At 36.3% G+C, this 18,559-nt stretch carries 14 protein-coding genes; 3 read left to right on the forward strand and 11 right to left on the reverse strand.

All coding sequences use genetic code 11. The features are described from left to right. From Q0039_RS07670 to Q0039_RS07700, 7 genes are all read right to left on the reverse strand, one after another. Positions 1 to 1,194: glycoside hydrolase family 3 N-terminal domain-containing protein (locus Q0039_RS07670; protein WP_297511343.1), on the reverse strand; the 1,194-nt coding region annotated here is incomplete at its 3' end. Between the two features lie 10 nt (positions 1,195 to 1,204). Further along, positions 1,205 to 1,687 (reverse strand): ABC transporter ATPase, encoded by a 483-nt coding sequence (locus Q0039_RS07675; protein WP_297511345.1) that lies wholly within the window; start codon positions 1,685 to 1,687, stop codon positions 1,205 to 1,207. Between the two features lie 3 nt (positions 1,688 to 1,690). Continuing rightward, on the reverse strand, positions 1,691 to 2,482 hold the full coding sequence (locus Q0039_RS07680; protein ID WP_297511347.1) for a (Fe-S)-binding protein: 792 nt from the start codon (positions 2,480 to 2,482) through the stop codon (positions 1,691 to 1,693). 22 nt (positions 2,483 to 2,504) lie between these two features. Beyond that, positions 2,505 to 2,954, reverse strand: coding sequence for a phosphoheptose isomerase (locus tag Q0039_RS07685; protein ID WP_297511349.1), 450 nt, complete (start codon positions 2,952 to 2,954; stop codon positions 2,505 to 2,507). A 95-nt stretch (positions 2,955 to 3,049) separates the two neighbouring features. Then, the gene (locus tag Q0039_RS07690) at positions 3,050 to 4,375 is read right to left on the reverse strand and encodes a (Fe-S)-binding protein (RefSeq protein WP_297511352.1); all 1,326 of its coding nucleotides are present in this window, start codon (positions 4,373 to 4,375) and stop codon (positions 3,050 to 3,052) included. A 6-nt stretch (positions 4,376 to 4,381) separates the two neighbouring features. Continuing rightward, complete coding sequence (locus tag Q0039_RS07695; protein WP_297511354.1) at positions 4,382 to 5,338, reverse strand: MlaD family protein; 957 nt, start codon at positions 5,336 to 5,338, stop codon at positions 4,382 to 4,384. Positions 5,339 to 5,371: 33 nt separating this feature from the next. Then, positions 5,372 to 6,544, reverse strand: a complete 1,173-nt coding sequence (locus Q0039_RS07700) for an N-acetylmuramoyl-L-alanine amidase (RefSeq protein WP_297511355.1) — start codon at positions 6,542 to 6,544, stop codon at positions 5,372 to 5,374. 136 nt (positions 6,545 to 6,680) lie between these two features. Between Q0039_RS07700 and Q0039_RS07705 the strand changes: the two genes are divergently transcribed. Both Q0039_RS07705 and Q0039_RS07710 read left to right on the forward strand, forming a co-directional pair. Then, positions 6,681 to 9,284 (forward strand): putative LPS assembly protein LptD, encoded by a 2,604-nt coding sequence (locus Q0039_RS07705; RefSeq protein ID WP_297511357.1) that lies wholly within the window; start codon positions 6,681 to 6,683, stop codon positions 9,282 to 9,284. Between the two features lies 1 nt (position 9,285). Beyond that, positions 9,286 to 9,666 carry a RidA family protein gene (locus Q0039_RS07710; RefSeq protein WP_297511359.1) on the forward strand — a complete coding sequence of 127 codons (381 nt, stop codon included), beginning with the start codon at positions 9,286 to 9,288 and terminating at the stop codon, positions 9,664 to 9,666. 138 nt (positions 9,667 to 9,804) lie between these two features. Here Q0039_RS07710 and Q0039_RS07715 read toward each other — a convergent pair whose 3' ends face one another. The 4 genes from Q0039_RS07715 to Q0039_RS07730 form a co-directional block, all read right to left on the reverse strand. Then, complete coding sequence (locus Q0039_RS07715; RefSeq protein ID WP_297511361.1) at positions 9,805 to 10,656, reverse strand: N-acetylglucosamine kinase; 852 nt, start codon at positions 10,654 to 10,656, stop codon at positions 9,805 to 9,807. Between the two features lie 66 nt (positions 10,657 to 10,722). Further along, positions 10,723 to 11,724: a type I glyceraldehyde-3-phosphate dehydrogenase gene (gene gap, locus Q0039_RS07720; protein WP_297511364.1), complete on the reverse strand. Its 1,002-nt coding sequence runs from the start codon at positions 11,722 to 11,724 to the stop codon at positions 10,723 to 10,725. A gap of 35 nt (positions 11,725 to 11,759) precedes the next feature. Beyond that, positions 11,760 to 12,746 carry a 6-phosphofructokinase gene (gene pfkA / locus Q0039_RS07725; RefSeq protein ID WP_297511366.1) on the reverse strand — a complete coding sequence of 329 codons (987 nt, stop codon included), beginning with the start codon at positions 12,744 to 12,746 and terminating at the stop codon, positions 11,760 to 11,762. Between the two features lie 151 nt (positions 12,747 to 12,897). Then, on the reverse strand, positions 12,898 to 17,427 hold the full coding sequence (locus Q0039_RS07730; protein ID WP_297511368.1) for a translocation/assembly module TamB domain-containing protein: 4,530 nt from the start codon (positions 17,425 to 17,427) through the stop codon (positions 12,898 to 12,900). 109 nt (positions 17,428 to 17,536) lie between these two features. Here Q0039_RS07730 and tsaD point away from each other — a divergent pair, with 109 nt between their 5' ends. Then, positions 17,537 to 18,559 (forward strand): tRNA (adenosine(37)-N6)-threonylcarbamoyltransferase complex transferase subunit TsaD, encoded by a 1,023-nt coding sequence (gene tsaD / locus Q0039_RS07735; RefSeq protein WP_297511370.1) that lies wholly within the window; start codon positions 17,537 to 17,539, stop codon positions 18,557 to 18,559.

Genomic DNA, 18,559 nt, shown 5'->3' on the forward strand with positions numbered 1-18,559 from the left:
ACGTAATATTTTTTTAACCGAATACGCTAGCCGATCTTCTGAAATCAACCCTGAAGCAATTGCATTGGTTATTTTTTCAGTTGCCAAGGGAACATTTTCAGCGAAAAGCAAAATATCATTTCCTGCTAAAAAAGCTTCTAAATCCAATTCGCCTGGCGCCATAAACTTACTGGCACCCTTCATATTTAAAGCATCGGTAAAAATAAGTCCGTCGAAGCCCATTTCCTCTTGTAAAAGATTGGTTACCACATTGTGCGAAACCGAGGTTGGCCAACCTTCCCGGTGTTCTAAACTAGGAATGTTTAAATGGGCCACCATTACCGAGACCAAGCCCTCATCAAACATACGTTTGTAGGGATATAATTCTGTTTTATCTAATCGGGATTTATCAAAATTAAGTTGCGGTAACGCGTAATGAGAATCGGCAGCAGTATCCCCATGACCAGGAAAGTGCTTTCCGGTACAAAAAACTCCCTGTGATTGAATCCCTTTCATGATAGCTATAGCATGATCGGTAACATTGTGTTTTTCTTCCCCAAATGACCGATGACCTATAATTGGATTTTTTGGATTGGTGTTAATATCTAAAACTGGCACAAAGTTAAAATGACAACCTATTCGCTTGGCTTCCAATGCCATTTGCTGACCTACCTCTTCAATAAGTTTCATATCTTTAACGGCACCAAGGGTCATATTCCACGGGTATTTATAGGTAGAATCTAAACGCATGTTCAGACCCCATTCGGCATCGATTCCGATGAACAAAGGAACTTTAGCTTGCTTTTGAAAACGATTGGTTAGTCGGGCTTGTCGAACAGGACCTCCTTGAAAAAAAATCAATCCTCCCACTCTATCTTCTTTTACCAATTGGTCAATTGCTGCAAAGTGAACACTATCTTTATTTGAATAGGCAGCTACCATAAATAATTGACCAATTCGCTCTTTTAAGCTCATTTGATTATACACACTATCGACCCAATACTTTTCGGCATCGGTATCTTTAAAAAAGGTTTTTCGTGCAGATTTAGCTACTGGAATATATACATCTTCCTCCTCACCATAGGTCATGTCTGGTTTTTGGAGTGATTTTGCCTTTGTGGTATGCGATGTAGAATATGATTTTTTTAGCGAACTACAATTCACCAAAAATAAAACCACACAACAAAAAAGGATGTATTTTGTGTATTGACCCATGAAAATGCAATTAAAAGAAACGAGAATGCCAACTTTCAGATGCGGGAACTTCCCAACACGCTTTCCATTCTTCAATTGTATTCACTAAATTATTGAAAACTATCGTATTTGCAGAAACCGATTTTTCTTTAACCATTTTTTTGAACTCCAATAACGATTTGTGCGTGATATATTCACCTTGACGAAAAGTAACATTCATTTTATCCAACAAATCAATTTGAAAACGTTGCTCCAATTGCTGAATACAAGCAACAGAAGCATCAATAGAACAACCGGTAACCGCTTGATTTTCTTGATTGACAGCTAGTATAATAAATCGATCATGCATAATGGTATACGAAGCTGTTAATGGATTACTATGTGCGGACCAATTGGAAATAAATGCGGTCAATTCGGTATTAATTTCTGCAATTTCATGATCAGCTAGTTTACGATTGGACGGGTAAATCCAAATTCGAGCGTCTTCCGGTAGGGAATCAAAAGGTATAAGCATCGGTTATAAATCTTCAGCGGTTGCAATGAGCTCCGCAATATCCATTACTTTAATTTCAGTTTCTTTTTCATGATGTTTTACACCATCAGTAAGCATGGTATTGCAAAACGGACATCCTGTAGCAATAACTTGAGGTTGCACTTCTAATGCATCATCTGTTCGCTCAATATTAATATCTTTATTACCCGATTCAGGTTCTTTAAACATTTGCGCTCCACCCGCACCACAACACAATCCATTCGCTTTTGAACGTTTCATTTCTACTAACGCTGCATCTAACTTCTGAATTAAATCGCGTGGTGCTTCATATATTGTATTGGCTCGACCTAAATAACAGGGGTCATGAAAAGTAATGCGTTTGCCTTTGTAAGTACCTCCCTGAATACGTAAACGATCGCTATCCAATAATTCTTTTAAAAATTGCGTATGATGTACAACTTCATAGGTACCTCCTAATTCAGGATATTCATTTTTTAAGGTATTAAAACAATGCGGACAAGCGGTAACAATTTTCTTGGCTTCATAAGCATTCAACACTTGAATATTCATCATGGCCTGCATTTGAAACAAGAACTCATTTCCCGCTCGTTTTGCTGGATCACCAGTACACGATTCTTCAGTACCTAATACTGCAAACGAAACGTTAGCATTGTTTAGTAACTTCACAAACGCTTTAGTAATACGTTTAGCACGGTCGTCAAAACTACCGGCACAGCCAACCCAAAAAAGCACTTCAGGTTGTTTTCCTTGGGCCAACATTTCGGCCATTGTAGGCACAATTAAATTTTCAGTCATAGCACATTGGTTTTAATGTTGCTTAATTATCATTGGGGTTATCATCAAACACTTGAATGGTAACCTCTTTTTCAATCAAATCCGTGAATTTACCACGGAATCGGGTTGCTTTTACCAAATGGTTGTCTATCCAATGGTAATTCCCTCCGCGGGGTTTACCAAATAGAATACCGTGGTATTTAAATCCGTGTTTTTTTAACCACGTTTCAGTATACGCACGATGCATTTCGGTTCGCGAGGTAAAGAAAAAAACCACATGGCCTTCATCATACCATCGATTTAATGTTGCCAATGCATCGGGATAAACCGCTGCAGTTAGCATGCGCTCAGGCTCCTCATTGGGAATATCGTCGCAAATTGTACCGTCAATATCAATTAAATAATTTTTGATACCTTCAGGTAGTGTAGGGCTAAGTTGCTGTCCGTTTTCTTCAACCGACTGCAAGGACTTTTCAGGGTTAAATGCTTTCATTAATTCAGCGTTTAAACGTTAAAAATTCTATGTATGCAAATCGACTCCAAGCCCTCACTTACTGGAAACGATTGCTAACCAATCAATAAATTGGATTACTCACTCTTCCAATTCAATCGATCCATTTGATTATATTGCCATGGCGCACCATTGTTTTCAATATTGGTCATCATCGCATTAAGCGACTGTGGTGCCGCACTTTGTTCCATCACCAAATAACGACGCATATCCATAATGATTGATAACGGACTAATATTTACAGGACATTCCTCTACACAAGCATTACACGAAGTACACGCCCATAATTCTTCACTGGTGATAAAATCATTCAATAGTGATTTTCCATCGGGCACAAAAACCCCATTATTTTTATCCAGGTTGCGGCCTACTTCCTCCAATCGATCACGCGTATCCATCATAATTTTACGGGGTGATAATTTTTTACCGGTTTGATTCGCAGGACACGAAGATGTACAACGACCACATTCTGTACAGGTGTAAGCGTTTAAAAGTTGCACCCAATTCAAATCCATGACATCACTAGCACCAAATTTAGCGGGGACTTCCGAAGCATCAGCTGCAGGGGCCGCAAAAGGATCGGCATTGGGATCCATCATTAATTGAACTTCTTTGGTAACACTTTCCAAATTATCAAACTTACCCTTGGCATTCAAATCGGCATAATAGGTATTTGGAAAAGCCAAAAGTATATGCAGGTGTTTTGAGTAATACAAATAATTCAGAAAAATTAAAATTCCAATAATATGCATCCACCAAAAAGTCCGCTCTAGCATTACAACCGTACCTTCATTTAATCCGTCAAATATTGGACTTAAAAAATGACTTACTGGAAATAATCCTGCATTAACATAATGTGCTACTCCAGCTTGTTGTAACCAAAAATCAGCCGCATTCATCAATAAAAATAATGACATAAGGACGATTTCAAAATATAAAATATAATTTGCATCTTTACGTGGTTTCCCATTCAATTCAGGACTTTCAAATCGTCCAAGTTTCAAAACATTACGACGTGCCCAAAAAACAACTACTGCAACCAGTACAAGTACTGCTAGCACTTCAAATGAACCAATCAAAATGTTGTAAAATCCACCTAAAACAGAAAAAACGCGGTGCGTACCGAATAAACCGTCAATAACGATTTCTAACATTTCAATATTAATGATTACAAAACCTATGTAAATCAATATATGAAAAAAACCAGCAACTGGACGACTCACCATTTTTGACTGTCCCAATGCAACCCGAATCATCGTTTTCCAACGTTGGCTAGACTGGTCAGAACGGTTTACATCCCGTCCCATCTTAATGTTGCGGATTAGTTTTTTTACATTATATACAAAGTAACCTACCCCTAGCGATAAAATTACTGCAAATAATAAGTTGTCTAAAACGTTCATCGTACTTTACTTTTTAATAATACTATCGTTTAATGGAGCCACATAGGGCTTTTCTTTTTTGCCGAACAAGGAAACATTTACATATCGTGTTGGATGCAAACGTAAATCCTGCAATAATAGTTCCAACTCTTTGGACGTTTTTGTGAAATTGGTATACAACGCTTCATCTTTCATAAGCTTACCCATAGCACCTTTGCCCGATTGCATGTCGCGAATTAGCAAATTCACATCCGTTAATGTTGCATCTAACTTAGTAATGGTTTCATTCAGATTGGCTTTAGCCAAATCATCAGAAATTCGGGACAAATTAGCCGTAGCTTTCTCAGCATTTGATAAAACACCGTCTATTTTAGGTTTGTTTTGATTCAGCAAATCGTTAGCATTTTCAGCAGCTGCTTTAAAAGTGGAAATTGTAGCATCTAAATTGGCTAAACTATTGCGTAAATTAGCTTTGCTTTTAGCATCCAAAACTTGATTGATATTTTCCAACATGCTATTGGCATTGTCTAATAATTTAACCACTTTATCTTTTAAGGGCTCCATTTGTTTGGCTAACGCATCAGTCAATCCTAATTTTTCAGAAGCTAAGAGTGTGGCACCATCGGCAACTTCGGGACCTACTTTACCCGGAAGTATTGCAATTATTTTTCCACCTATCGGACTAGGAGCATAGATTTGGGCCTTACTGGATGTTCGGATTGGAAAATCAGTATTAATTTGAAGTTGAACTCTTATTTTTGCGGTTTCTGGGTCGATAGAAATAGAACTTACTTTCCCAACGGTCAATCCATGTATCGCTACCGGAGCCGATGGCTCTAGTCCTTCAACATTTGTATATTCAACATAATAGGTTTTGTAGTGACTAAATAAATCCTTTCCCTTCAAGAAGCTATACCCCCAGATAAAAAGGGTTAAGGATGCAATAACCAAAACGGCTGTTTTAAGTTCTTTTGTTAGTTTCAATTGGCAATCTTTTATAGGTGTAAAAATACACAATTATTTTAATGCATCTTGTACAGAAACACTCTTTCCATCTTTAAAAGCGATAATAAATGCTTGATTATATCCTTTTGCTTTTGCCTCACTTAAAAGTTTTTTTGCATCGTCAATAGATGACGTGGATCCATAAGTGTATTTGTACAATCCTGAAGCAGTTTGACTACGATCAATTCCATTAAGACCTTTAAAATTTGATGGCGATGTTTCTAAGCGTTTTTCACTAGCCGAAATTTGAATTTTAAATACCACCCCTTTTGTGGTGTCGTTCTCACTATTTTTGGATGATTTTGGATTGGTATTCGATTCGTTTGGTTTGGCAACAGAGTCACGCTTAGAAGGTGAAGGCAGCTCTTCAACACGTTGGGAAGGTTTAACTACATCCACCGAATCTTCAGAATCAAAAAACTCTTTTTTATAGCTTAAAATTGCCTTATAAATCGCATCCGCAATTTCATCTTGGCCTTCTTCAGAATCAAGTCGAGCTCCTTCAACTGGATTGGAAACAAATCCCGTTTCTATCAAGACACGAGGCATATATGCTTTGTGCAAAACCATATATGGCGCTTGTTTTACGCCTCCTCCCCGACTTTTTTTACCTAACATTTTTACAAAATTATCTTGTATTTTGGCAGCCAAAGCGATGCTGTTTCCTAAGAATTCTTCTTGCATTATGGTCATTCCCAACATCGATTCTGGTCGTTTAGGATCAAAACCTTCATACTTTTGTTTGTAATCTTTCTCTAACGAAATTACCGAGTTCTCGCGTTTTGCAGCCTCCAAATTGGATGCAATTTTCGACATACCCATCACATACGTTTCTGTTCCATCTGCGGCCGTATTTTTGTTGGCATTACAGTGAATAGACACAAAAATATTAGCATCCGAACGGTTGGCAATGTTAGCACGCTCAATTAAATCTACAAAAATGTCGTTTTTTCGGGTGTATATCACATCAATAGACGAATGTTTTTCGAGTAACTTGCCTACTTTTAAAGCAATTGCCAAATTAATATTCTTCTCAATATGGCCATGATAAACTGCACCAAAGTCATGATCTCCATGCCCGGCATCTAGAGCAACTTTAAATTTTCCCGTTTGCCCATTGGCGAAAGAAATCGACAAAAGGAAAACAATAAACGAGGTAATTGATAGTATAATGCGTTGATTCATGCTGTATAAACGTTAATTATAATTAAAAACCCAAACGGGATAAAATTATTTATTAGCTATTTTTGACAAAAAAATATGCGTAAGTTTGATCCGTCAAAAATCAGACCATATTTTTACAAAAATAGCATTAAAACTCTTGCGCACAAAGATATTTTATATCGTTTTATTCATAGGGTTCCTAACATTGGGAAGCAACGCAATCTATGGTCAAACAATCCCACAGCAGCCTACTACAGAAAACGTTGAACTTAAGAAAGTTAGTATGCCCCAAACCACAAAAAAACAAGGGAATTATATTGACGACCAAGTTGAGCATTATGGTAAAGCTTACGTTCGGTTTGATTATAAAAAAGGAACCGTGACTATGTATGATGAGGCCGATTTAAAATACCAAGGCTATCATTTAAAGGCTGGGATTATAGTTTTTGATTATAAAAATGATGAGGTATATGCAGGACGGATTAAAGACACCGCAGGAAATTTTTCACAATACCCCGTATTTGTTCAAGGTACAAATACCATCGAACCCGATTCTATAAAATTTAATTTTAAAACCAAAAAAGTTAAGGTTTGGAATTCTCGAACCAAACAACAAGAACTCAATATAATTGCTAAAGAAACTAAAAAGGAAAACGATTCCGTTTACTATATGAAAGGTGCTCGTTTTACCACAGCCAAAGATATTGATGATCCTGAATACTATTTTTTAGCACGTAAAGTAAAATTTGTTCCCGGAAGCAAGGTAGTTGTCGGTTTTACCAATATGTATATTTATGATGTACCCACTCCTATTGCCGTTCCATTTGCCTATTTTCCCATCACGACAAAAGCACGATCAGGTATTCTAATTCCCGCTTATGGACAAAGTAATTCCAGAGGATTTTTTTTACAAAATGGAGGGTATTATTTTGCGCTCAGTGACCATTATGATCTAGCTTTATTAGGTGATTATTATACGAATGGAAGTTATGCCCTTCGTGCTGAAACCAATTATGGCAACAAATACCATTTTTCGGGTTCGGTAAATTTACGTTATGAAAATCAAATCAATGGAGAACGTGGATTTCCGGGCTATTCCAAACAAAATATTTACAATATTCAATGGACACATACTAAAGATGCTAAATCCAATCCTAATTCCCGTTTTTCAGCTTCGGTAAACCTTGGGAGTAGTAAATACTTTCAGCAGTCGCTAAATATTGCCAACTTAGGATCGCAATTAAATAACACCTTAAGTTCGTCGATTACGTATTCAAAAACATTCAATACAGTTCCACAAATTAACATTACTACTTCGGCAAATCATACACAAAACAACCAGACCCGATTGATTAATATGACATTGCCTACACTTCAAGCGAGCATGGATCGAGTTTTCCCTTTTGCGCCAAAGGAAGGCATTAAAAAAGGATTTATTGATAATATCAATTTTCAATACAATTTAAACGGTAGAAATCAATATGCGGTTAATGAAGATAATTTCTTCAAAAGTCAGATGTTTAGAGACGGGCAAATAGCGATGCAACATTCTATTCCTCTAACTACTAATTTTAAAGCATTTCAATTTTTTAGTTTTACAACCAGTATTAACTACAATGAAGTTTGGGTAAATAAAACCATTCGAAAAAACTTTGATTCAGCAAATAATACAGTGGTAACCCAATCGGTAAATGGTTTGGATGCATTTCGCACCTATTCATTTAGCAATGCTGTTGGTACTACATTTTATGGTATGTTTAATTTTAAAGGTAAAGGTCGATTAAAAGCAATTCGTCATACGGTTCGTCCATCGTTATCACACAACTATACTCCTAGTTTCGACCGTTATTATGAGGATTATATTGCCAACAGCACTGGAGCTATTCAACGGTATTCGCGTTTTGAAAATGGAATTTATGGCAGTCCAGGACGCAATGTTTCCAATAGTATGGATTTACGTATTACCAATACTTTTGAAGCTAAGGTGAAAGATAAAGACGAAACCATAACGGAACTTAAAAAAATAATGCTTTTAAGTAATCTTGATTTTAGCACGGGGTATGATTTTGCAGCTGATTCATTTAAATTAAAACCGCTATCTGTAAGTGGAACGACGCAAATTTTAAAACAAAAAATGAATATCAACTTCAATTCTGTTTTTTCGCCCTATCAAATTGATAAAAATACAGCGACTGTAAAAGATAAATTTTTATGGGATAATGGAGGTTTTTTACGAATGGCATTTGCCAATTTCACTGTAAATTACAGCTTCAATAGTGCTGGCGAGAAAGGTAAAAAAGAGAATGAACAAGGTCTCAAAAATGGTGGCCGTAATGATGATTTGTTTGGATCAAATACCAATCCCAATGAAGTTAATACTAACGAAGAAGCTTCAAATGATACTTTTGCGGGGTTTTATAATGCAATTATTCCGTGGGATATCAATTTAGCTTACTCGCTAACCTACAGCAATACCTTGGGTGAAAATAAAATCACCGGAAATTCGCTTATGCTTTCTGTCAACACTACCTTAACCTCCAAATGGACACTAGGTGCTTCATCGGGATATGATTTTAAAAATATGGGGATTGTAGCCACATCATTACGTATCAATCGGGATTTGGATAGTTGGAACATGAACTTTACATGGAGTCCCTATGGTTTAAATCAATTTTGGGGATTTTTCATCGGAATCAAGTCGGGAATGTTAAGTGATATTAAATGGGATAAAAATTCACAACCGGATCGAACCTTACGCTAATATGAAAACAATAATTTTTACAGACAAAGCTCCTGCTCCTATTGGACCCTACAACCAAGCCGTTTTGATTGGTAACACCCTATACACCTCAGGTCAAATTGCTTTGCATCCCACTACGGGTGAATTGATTACCTCAGATATCGAAACTGAAACGCGTCAAGTTATGGAAAACATGAAAGCGGTTTTAAATGCTGCTGGAATGGATTTTGAAGACGTAGTTAAAACCACGATTTTCATTATGAATATGGATGATTTCGCTCGAATTAATTCGGTTTACGGTAGCTATTTAAACGAACAAACTGCACCTGCACGAGAAACCGTTCAAGTGGCTCGTCTTCCTAAAAATGTTAATGTTGAAATATCGATGATTGCGGTAAAATAATTCACCAAGAAGCAAATCCGTAGCAGTTAAATAAGTTTTTGTTTGGATTGTAATCAATCCGAATAGAATTGCTTTTTACTTTCGTGATAGCCAAAAAAAATCCCCGATATACGGGGATGAATTTTATTTTTTAGGATCTTATTTATTTAATACATGGTAGGCAATCAATCCATCAATTGGACGTCGTAAAACATTTCCAATTTGTATACCATAACGATTCAGCACTTCTGTAAGCTCTTCTTTTAAATAAAAGGCAATCGAACCCACAAAATGGACGGGAACTGATGTACATTTTTCAAATTGCATAATATAATTTTCAACAAAATCAACCAATTCCATTTCAATATATTGCTTACAAAATTCAGTGTCTTTGTGCTTAATTAAAAACTTTGCAAAAGTGGCTAAATAAGCATTTGGATTGGGCTCTTTGTACAAATTTTGTTTAATATAATCGGGATCTACATTATATTCTTCTTCAAACTCTAAGGCTAATTCTTTAGGCATTTTATTAAAATAATACCCCCGAATTAAATGGCGACCAAAACGATTACCCGAACAATCGTCCATTGCTATATAACCTAAGGATTGTACTTTCTGATGTAAAATTTTTCCATCAAAATAACTGCAATTGGAACCTGTACCTAAGATACAAACGATTGCTTCTTCCTCTTTGGGTGTTGTTGCATATACTGCTGCGTAAGTGTCTTCATGAACAACTACCACAGCATTTTTAAAATAATTTTGAAAAACCTCGGTTAAAAAAATCTTCATCCGATCAGTTCCGCAACCGGCCCCATAAAAAAACAAATGGGTGGCCTTATCTTTATTGTGGGAAATATCAAACTTATCGTCCAAACGGTCAATAATTTGTTTTTTATCCAACACTTCTGGGTTTAAGCCCAACGACTGGGTTGTGAAGAGTACTTTTCCATTATCATCAATGGCGATCCAATCGGCTTTGGTTGACCCACTGTCTACTAATAATTTCATTTTATTTAAATTGGTTTGGTAATAAAAGTCCGCGTAAAAATACAAAAACGGGAAATTCTTTTGCTGCTATAAAGTAGCAATATAAACCGATAAGTCTATTAATTTACTCGAATAACCGTATTCATTATCATACCATGAAACTATTTTAAAAAATGTGGAGTTCAATCCAATTCCTGCTTTTGCATCAATAACTGAAGTTCGAGAATCGCCAATAAAATCTTGTGAAACAACATCTTCATCGGTAAATCCAACGATCCCTTTCATTTCATTTTCGGAAGCATTTCGAAGGACCTCCATAATGGCTTCATAGGTTGTTTCTTTAGCCAATTTTACGGTTAAATCAACAACAGAAACATCAATAGTTGGTACACGAAACGACATACCGGTTAATTTGCCATTTAAGTCGGGAATGACTTTACCCACTGCTTTGGCTGCTCCCGTAGAAGAAGGAATGATATTTACACTAGCCGCACGTCCACCTCTCCAATCTTTACGTGAAGGTCCATCTGCAGTCATTTGAGTCGATGTTGTCGCATGGACCGTAGTCATCAATCCTTCAACAATACCAAAATGATCATGTATAACTTTGGCTAATGGAGCCAAACAGTTGGTGGTACACGAGGCATTAGAAACAATGGTATCGGTGGGTTTTACTTCGGTATGGTTAACCCCCATAACAAACATAGGAGCATCTGCAGAAGGAGCTGAAATCACTACTTTTTTTGCTCCACCTTTACGGTGGGCTTGTGCGCCATCTAGGGTTGTGAAAATACCGGTACATTCTGCAACTACATCAACTCCTACAGCATCCCATTGAATTAATGAAGGATCTTTTTCTGCAGTTACGCGAATGGGTTTGTCATTTACATATAATTTACCTTCTCTCACTTCTACTTTTCCATTGAAACGTCCGTGAACAGAATCATATTTTAACAAATACGCCAAGTGATCAACATCCAACAAATCGTTTATTGCCACCACTTCAACATTAGCTCGATTGAAAAAAAAAAAAAAAACAATTCTACCAATACGTCCGAATCCGTTTATTCCTAATTTTACTGTATTCATTTTTATATTTAATTTATTTTATTTTTTTGAATTGATTAAGTGGTCATGATATCGGAAACGCGAAGTAGTTCCATGTCAATTTCTGTATGACCTTTAATTGCTTGTTCTAAAGGCGTCAAGCTCACCTTATCATTCAATAAGCCGACCATATAGTTGGATTTTCCTTCTAATAGCGACTCCACTGCTTTTACGCCCAATCGCGAAGCTAAAACACGATCAAAACATGAAGGAGATCCTCCCCGTTGCATATGTCCCAATACCGAAACGCGAACATCGTATTCGGGTAAGTTTTGCTCAACATAATCTCTTAATTCAAATACATTTTTACCAATTTTATCACCTTCGGCTACTACAACAATACTGGATGATTTTCCTGAAAGTTTACTTCGACGAAGGGATTCGAGTAACCGCTCTAGGCCCAAATCTTCTTCAGGAATTAGAATTTCTTCGGCTCCTGCGCCAATTCCTGTATTTAAAGCAATGTGACCCGCATCACGACCCATGACTTCAACAAAAAATAAGCGGTTGTGGGAACTAGCGGTGTCTCTAATTTTATCAATAACTTCAACAACTGTGTTTAAAGCCGTATCATAACCAAGTGTATGACTTGTTCCAAAAATGTCGTTATCAATGGTTCCGGGTATACCAATTACGGGGATTTTGTATTCGCGATTAAAAATCTCGGCCCCAGTAAACGACCCATCCCCCCCGATTACTACCAATGCTTCAATGTTGGCTTCTTTCAATTTTTCAAAGGCTTTTGCTCTTCCTTCAATTGTCATGAATTCTTTTGATCGTGCCGATTTTAATATCGTCCCCCCTTTGTTGACTATATTGTGTACGGAACGAGCCCCCATTTCTTTAAAGTCACCTTCAATCATTCCTTGGTAACCGCGGTAAATCCCCATACAATCTACATTATAATAGGCACATGCCCGAACCACCGATCGTATAGCTGCATTCATACCCGGAGCATCGCCACCCGAAGTTAAAACACCAATTTTTTTTATTCTTTTTGACATATTTCAAACTTTAGTTAGGTAAAATTAGCAAACCAAACCCATTCAAAATACAATTAACGAACCTAATTCGAAAAATCGATATAATTCAAACGATTTCGTTGATAAGTTTTTAGTTTTTTAGAAAAAAAAGGAAAGAATCTTAAAAAGGCGATTAATCTTCTTGAGGAATAGCTTCTTGATTTGGCTTTGGTACGGTTTCTTCTGACTTTTTATTTTCAGGCTTACTATTCATTTCAATGTAATCGGGTAAATGCCCCGAATCAGATGGTACATCATGTCCTGCAGTGGAAACTCGTGTAGCTTTCTTGCCAAAAATCAATTTAATAAATTCATTAAAAGTATCAAAATCAACCTCATACGAAATACCTCCCCCTTGCGTATACCCAACGCCTTGACCAATATAATTGATGTCGTTTTCACGATTGAACAGACGAAGATTTAATGTACCATCTTCATTAACTCGGTATAAAGCTTCAAAATTCCCAACAATTGCCGTTTGATTTACACCTCCTGTCGGAACACCGACTTTTCCATTAATGGTAATACGATCGTTGATTTGAGTTGTAATGTTAGCTACTAACCTTCCATCAGTAGGGTTTAGAGCCGTTCGATCGGCTTGACTGTAGGTTACATCGACAATAAACTTACCTTCTTTATCATTGAATAAATCGCCAAAAATCGAACTTGCTTTCTCATAGAAACTGTTGGTTATTTGCGACTGACTTAATCCTTCTGGACTCAAGAATCCACCCGTTGAAAGCAAATACAACGCTTGGGTTTGTCGTGTGTCTTTATCGTTTAATTTGGTTTCAATCTCAGAGCGAATTACCGAACTTACATTAGGAAAATCTATGGTAAAATCGGGTTCGGGAGTTAAGACTGTACCTTTTAATGAAATAACTACTTCTACGGGAATCTTTCGATTAAACGATGCATTTTCAATTAAAACCGCCGGATTCGCAGTAATATTTTGCGAAATTGCTTCTAAATTTAATTGTGCGCGATAGGGATTTCCATCCCAAACGATAGAACCGTAGCGTTTAACTTTAAACTTTTTATCAATTAATCCACCGTATTTAAAATTATAATAGCCATCCCACACTTGAAAGTCACCCGTCATTTCAAATTTTCCTAACGTATTGATATTCATAAAAAGTGTTCCTACTCCCGTACCGCGCATCCCGTGACCCGATTCGCGATTTAAAATCACTTCAATATTGGCATCGCGCGTGATATCAAACTCAAAGTTCATTTGCAAACCATTGTAATCGCGGATAAACTCAACATCTTTCGGAATTTTTCCAACTTTCTCGTCTTTATTTATAAAATGAATGTATTCATTTTCAGAAACAGCATCAGCTTCGTTAATTGGGATCTTTATATCGGTTCCTTTTCGCGAAGCTGCTTTTACATCAATAACCAACGCATTTGTTGGCCCTTTAATCGAAGCCGAACCATTGATAAATGCAACTCCAAAATAGGCAGCATCTTCACTATCTTTGGTGTCTAAAGCCAATATTCTATCGGACTCTACATTTAAATCTAGCTCCCAATTTCCAAATTGACTGTGTTTAACTGAACCTCGAAGAATACCTTCGGTATTAAATTTAGAATCAAATAATTTTACGCGTTGAACGATGAACCGATTTTGCGTTACATCTACGATAGATTGATTTTCAACTTTATAGTCAACATTTAGATAAGGTAACTTGAAACTGGCATCATCAACAAATAGGCGACCGTTGTAATCAATCGAGTTAATATTTCCATCTATTCGTGCATTTCCAGAGGCAAAACCTTTGATATTCGTAATTACTTCACCTCCTAGATGATCCAAAACACCTAAGTTAAACCGTTGAAAATTGAGATCCAAATCGACTAAGGTTTCGCTATTGATAATACTTAAATTACCCGTTGCCGAAAAAGAACGCATGAGTTGATTTTCTATAGTTGAATTGATGGCAAACTTTGAAAAATCCTCATTACCTTTAATTTGTAAATCCAATTTTCCCAATTCATTATCATTGACATTCAAATTCTCTATTTCGAGTTGAGCTGTTGGTTGGTATACCGAATTAAATTGCTTTACATTAACAACGCCATTTACTTTTCCATCAAAAACAAATTGCGGAACATCGGGAGTTATTTTATTGAGATTTACATCATGAAAAGTAAGTTGTAAGTCTTTGTTCGAACTTTTATCACTCAAATAGCCCGTGAGCTGCATGGATTGATTCTCATGGGAAAGTACCAAATCATCAAAGCGAAAATCTTGTATTTTTTTATCAAAAATAATACGGTTTTTTTCATCTTCTTTTTCATTGATTATCCATAAAAAATCTTTAAACATTAACTCCGATTTCCCAAACCCAACTACATTTTGGTTGTTAGCATCAATCGTATGGTATAAATTCAAATTGTAAAAATCGGTTCCATTGGCCCCACCCTTAAACTCCGTTCGAAAATTCAGCGTGTCTTTTGCAGTAGTATTGATTAAAGAAAAATCACGTATCGTATAATACTTTGTTTTTATGCTGTCCATTTGTAAGTACGTATTGTAGAGCGGATTTTTATTGTCCAGCTCTAAAACCACGTTATCCAACCGATTATCATAAACGTCAACATAGTTGGATTTTAAGTCCATTTTAAAATCATTTGCATCACTTCGGATAATACCACTAAACCGAGCATCTTCACTAAAGGAAACTTTAGGATTTAAAATTTCAATTATTTTGTGAAATTCTTCAAATTCAAATTTTAAATATTGACCCGATTTTACTTTGTTCGCTTTGTAATTGGTATACAAACTACCGAAGGAATTTTCGACCAAACTTGCAATTTGATCCAACTCAAATTTTCCTTGTAACTTTCCGCTTACTTCGTTGGGTGAATATACGGTTACTTCATGTTCCCCAAGATCATTAAACTTTGAGGTTAACGATAGATAATCAAAGAAATACTGATCTTTTTGATTGATGTACGATGCATTAGAAACCACCACATCGCCTTTCATGTTGTTTACCGAATTACCGGTCATTTTCATCACAACATCCCCACGAAAAACGGCTACATCATTTTTTACAAAATTTAAACTTCGTAAATTGGCATAATCGACACGCGCATGAAAATCGTATATATTTTCTTTTTTACTCAAGTCTACAATTCCTTCAAAGTCAAAGAATAAATTAGGGTCATTAATATTGACTTTACCTTTAAAAATGGGCTTTTTAAAACTACCATCCGCTAAAATATTTTGGTAATTATACCCTTTGAAATAAAAACTTTGAACGCCACCCGAAAATTTTATATCCAGATATTTTTCAATAAAACCACACCCATCAACCGCAACATTTAAGGAAACTTTACCCAAGTCGGATCGTCCCAAAAATGAACCCACATCAAACTGATTCATTACCAATACGCCAGAATAGGAAGCCTTGTCAATTGTTTCAATATTGGTCATAACCATAGCGGTTGACAAGGTCCCCAACAGGGTTTGTAGGGTAACATCGGCTTTGATCGAATTTGGCGTAACTATAGCATCACCTGAAAGTTGAAATTGGCCCAACTTACGAAGGGATGTGGGTAATTTTTCACCTAAAACATTGGGTAACAAAATAGTTAAATTTTTATAATTTGACGTTATGCGTTTAAAACGTCCATTCATATAAAAATCACCTTCGCCGTGGGTTGCAAAAAGGTTTTTAAAAGTAACATTTCCGACAATTTGTGTATTGAGCAAATCCCTTAGATACAAACGTTTTACTGTAAAATTATTGAGTGTTCCTTTTAATTTACCAGAGAAATTAATACTGTTATTTGTTCCAATTTCATTATAAAAATAACGGATATCATTTGTTGCAATAGTGGCTAATTTGGAATGGATATCAAAAACTACTTTATTGTTAAAATCAGCAAAATCTTTTCGATCATAACGCAACACAACATCGCCTTTAAAATGCGATTCCTTGGTTTTCAAATCAGTTTTTTCTAATCGAATATTCTTTTTTGTGTAGGTGAACTGAGTGCTTAAGTCGGTAACGAATAGTCCGCGATGATCTAAAAAAGACATTGTATCGATGTGCGTATATACATTGGGGCCCACAATTTTAAAATTGGAAATGACCGCGTTTATTTTTGTAAAATCAACATCTTTAGGTACTTTTCTATTAAAATCGGTTAGGCGAAAAACACTGTTTTTTAAAACAATTTCACGAGAAACCATTCGAAATTTCCCAGAAGATTCTTTACCATCATCAAAAGCATCAACAAATTTATCTAAGTTGGTGTCCCGTTCGCCTTTTAGGGTTTTGACATCCAACAATAGATGGTCAACTTTCATTTTGCCAAAATATAAATTTCCTTTGAGCAAAGAGCGGGCATCGGTAAGTGAAGTTACAATTCGATTGGCAAAAATCAAGGTGTCTTTAGTCGCGTCTTTTACTAAAACATCTTTAAGTTGTACACCCCCAAAAATCGAAATTTCAACACGATCAACATGGATATCTACTTTATAATCCCGGTTAAGTTGTTCGGTAAAATGTTGTGCGATTTTCGTTTGTACAACTGGGAGCGATAGCGCAATCGCCAAAAGAATCAGCAAAACCAACAAGGTTATAAGCACACGTAGCGCATATTTTCTAACCTTTGCAATAGGAATATTTGGCTTTATCGCTTTCAAATTTAGTAGTTGATGACACTATACGTATTAAAAAAATGTACTTTTGTATAGATTGTAAAAATACAGGTTTTACATCGTTTACTCCAAATTTAAACAAAAATTGTGCCTAATGAAGAAAGGACCTGTTTTTATTCTTGCCATTGAAAGTTCATGTGATGATACTGCTGCGGCTGTGCTCCAAGATAATGTGGTGTTGTCTAATGTTGTAGCCCGGCAAAGTATTCATGAGGAATATGGCGGAGTTGTACCCGAATTAGCTTCGCGGGCTCATCAACAAAATATTGTACCTGTAGTTGATGTTGCGCTTCAAAAAGCTGGGGTTTCAAAAGAGCAACTTACGGCAATTGCTTTTACGCAGGGTCCTGGTCTTATGGGTTCATTACTTGTAGGAACCTCATTTGCTAAATCATTGGCGATGGCCTTGCAGATTCCCTTAATCGCGGTCAATCACATGCACGCACATATACTGGCGCATTATATTAAAGAAGAGGGATTTGATCAGCCCGAATTTCCATTTTTGGCCCTTACCATCTCAGGGGGACATACCCAAATTGTAAAAGTGAATGATTTTTTTGATTTAGAAATCATCGGAGAAACCACGGATGATGCAGTGGGAGAAGCCTTTGATAAAACTGCTAAAATTCTTGGCTTTCCCTATCCTGGCGGACCTTTAATCGATCAATTTGCAAAAGCTGGAAATCCGTTACGGTTTCCATTTACCAAACCAAAAGTAGACGGATTAAATTTTAGTTTTTCGGGTTTGAAAACACAGATTTTGTATTTTATCCAAAAAAATGTAGCAATTGATCCACAATTTATTGATAATAACAAAGTCGATATTTGCGCATCAATACAGCATACCATCATCGCAATATTAATGGATAAATTAAAATTGGCTGTTGCTGAAACAGGGATTCGGCAAATTGCTATTGGTGGTGGAGTCTCTGCAAATTCAGGGATACGGCAAACTTTATTGGAAGCACAAAGTAAATATGGCTGGAAAACCTTTATTCCTAAGTTTGAATACACCACAGACAATGCAGCAATGATTGGCATTGTTGGTTACCACCATTACAAAACCCAACGCTTTTCTACTACTGATGTAGTAGCCAAGGCACGAATTGATTTTTAA

This window comes from Flavobacterium sp., from assembly GCF_027484945.1.
Classification (GTDB): Bacteria; Bacteroidota; Bacteroidia; order Flavobacteriales; family Flavobacteriaceae; genus Flavobacterium.

Excerpts from the sequence above, each read along its gene's own strand:
- gap (WP_297511364.1), bottom strand. The coding sequence starts at position 11,724 with ATGAATACAGTAAAATTAGGAATAAACGGATTCGGACGTATTGGTAGA.
- Q0039_RS07685 (WP_297511349.1), bottom strand. The coding sequence starts at position 2,954 with ATGAAAGCATTTAACCCTGAAAAGTCCTTGCAGTCGGTTGAAGAAAAC.
- tsaD (WP_297511370.1), top strand. The coding sequence starts at position 17,537 with ATGAAGAAAGGACCTGTTTTTATTCTTGCCATTGAAAGTTCATGTGAT.
- Q0039_RS07680 (WP_297511347.1), bottom strand. The coding sequence starts at position 2,482 with ATGACTGAAAATTTAATTGTGCCTACAATGGCCGAAATGTTGGCCCAA.
- Q0039_RS07710 (WP_297511359.1), top strand. The coding sequence starts at position 9,286 with ATGAAAACAATAATTTTTACAGACAAAGCTCCTGCTCCTATTGGACCC.
- Q0039_RS07700 (WP_297511355.1), bottom strand. The coding sequence starts at position 6,544 with ATGAATCAACGCATTATACTATCAATTACCTCGTTTATTGTTTTCCTT.
- Q0039_RS07675 (WP_297511345.1), bottom strand. The coding sequence starts at position 1,687 with ATGCTTATACCTTTTGATTCCCTACCGGAAGACGCTCGAATTTGGATT.
- Q0039_RS07715 (WP_297511361.1), bottom strand. The coding sequence starts at position 10,656 with ATGAAATTATTAGTAGACAGTGGGTCAACCAAAGCCGATTGGATCGCC.
- pfkA (WP_297511366.1), bottom strand. The coding sequence starts at position 12,746 with ATGTCAAAAAGAATAAAAAAAATTGGTGTTTTAACTTCGGGTGGCGAT.
- Q0039_RS07690 (WP_297511352.1), bottom strand. The coding sequence starts at position 4,375 with ATGAACGTTTTAGACAACTTATTATTTGCAGTAATTTTATCGCTAGGG.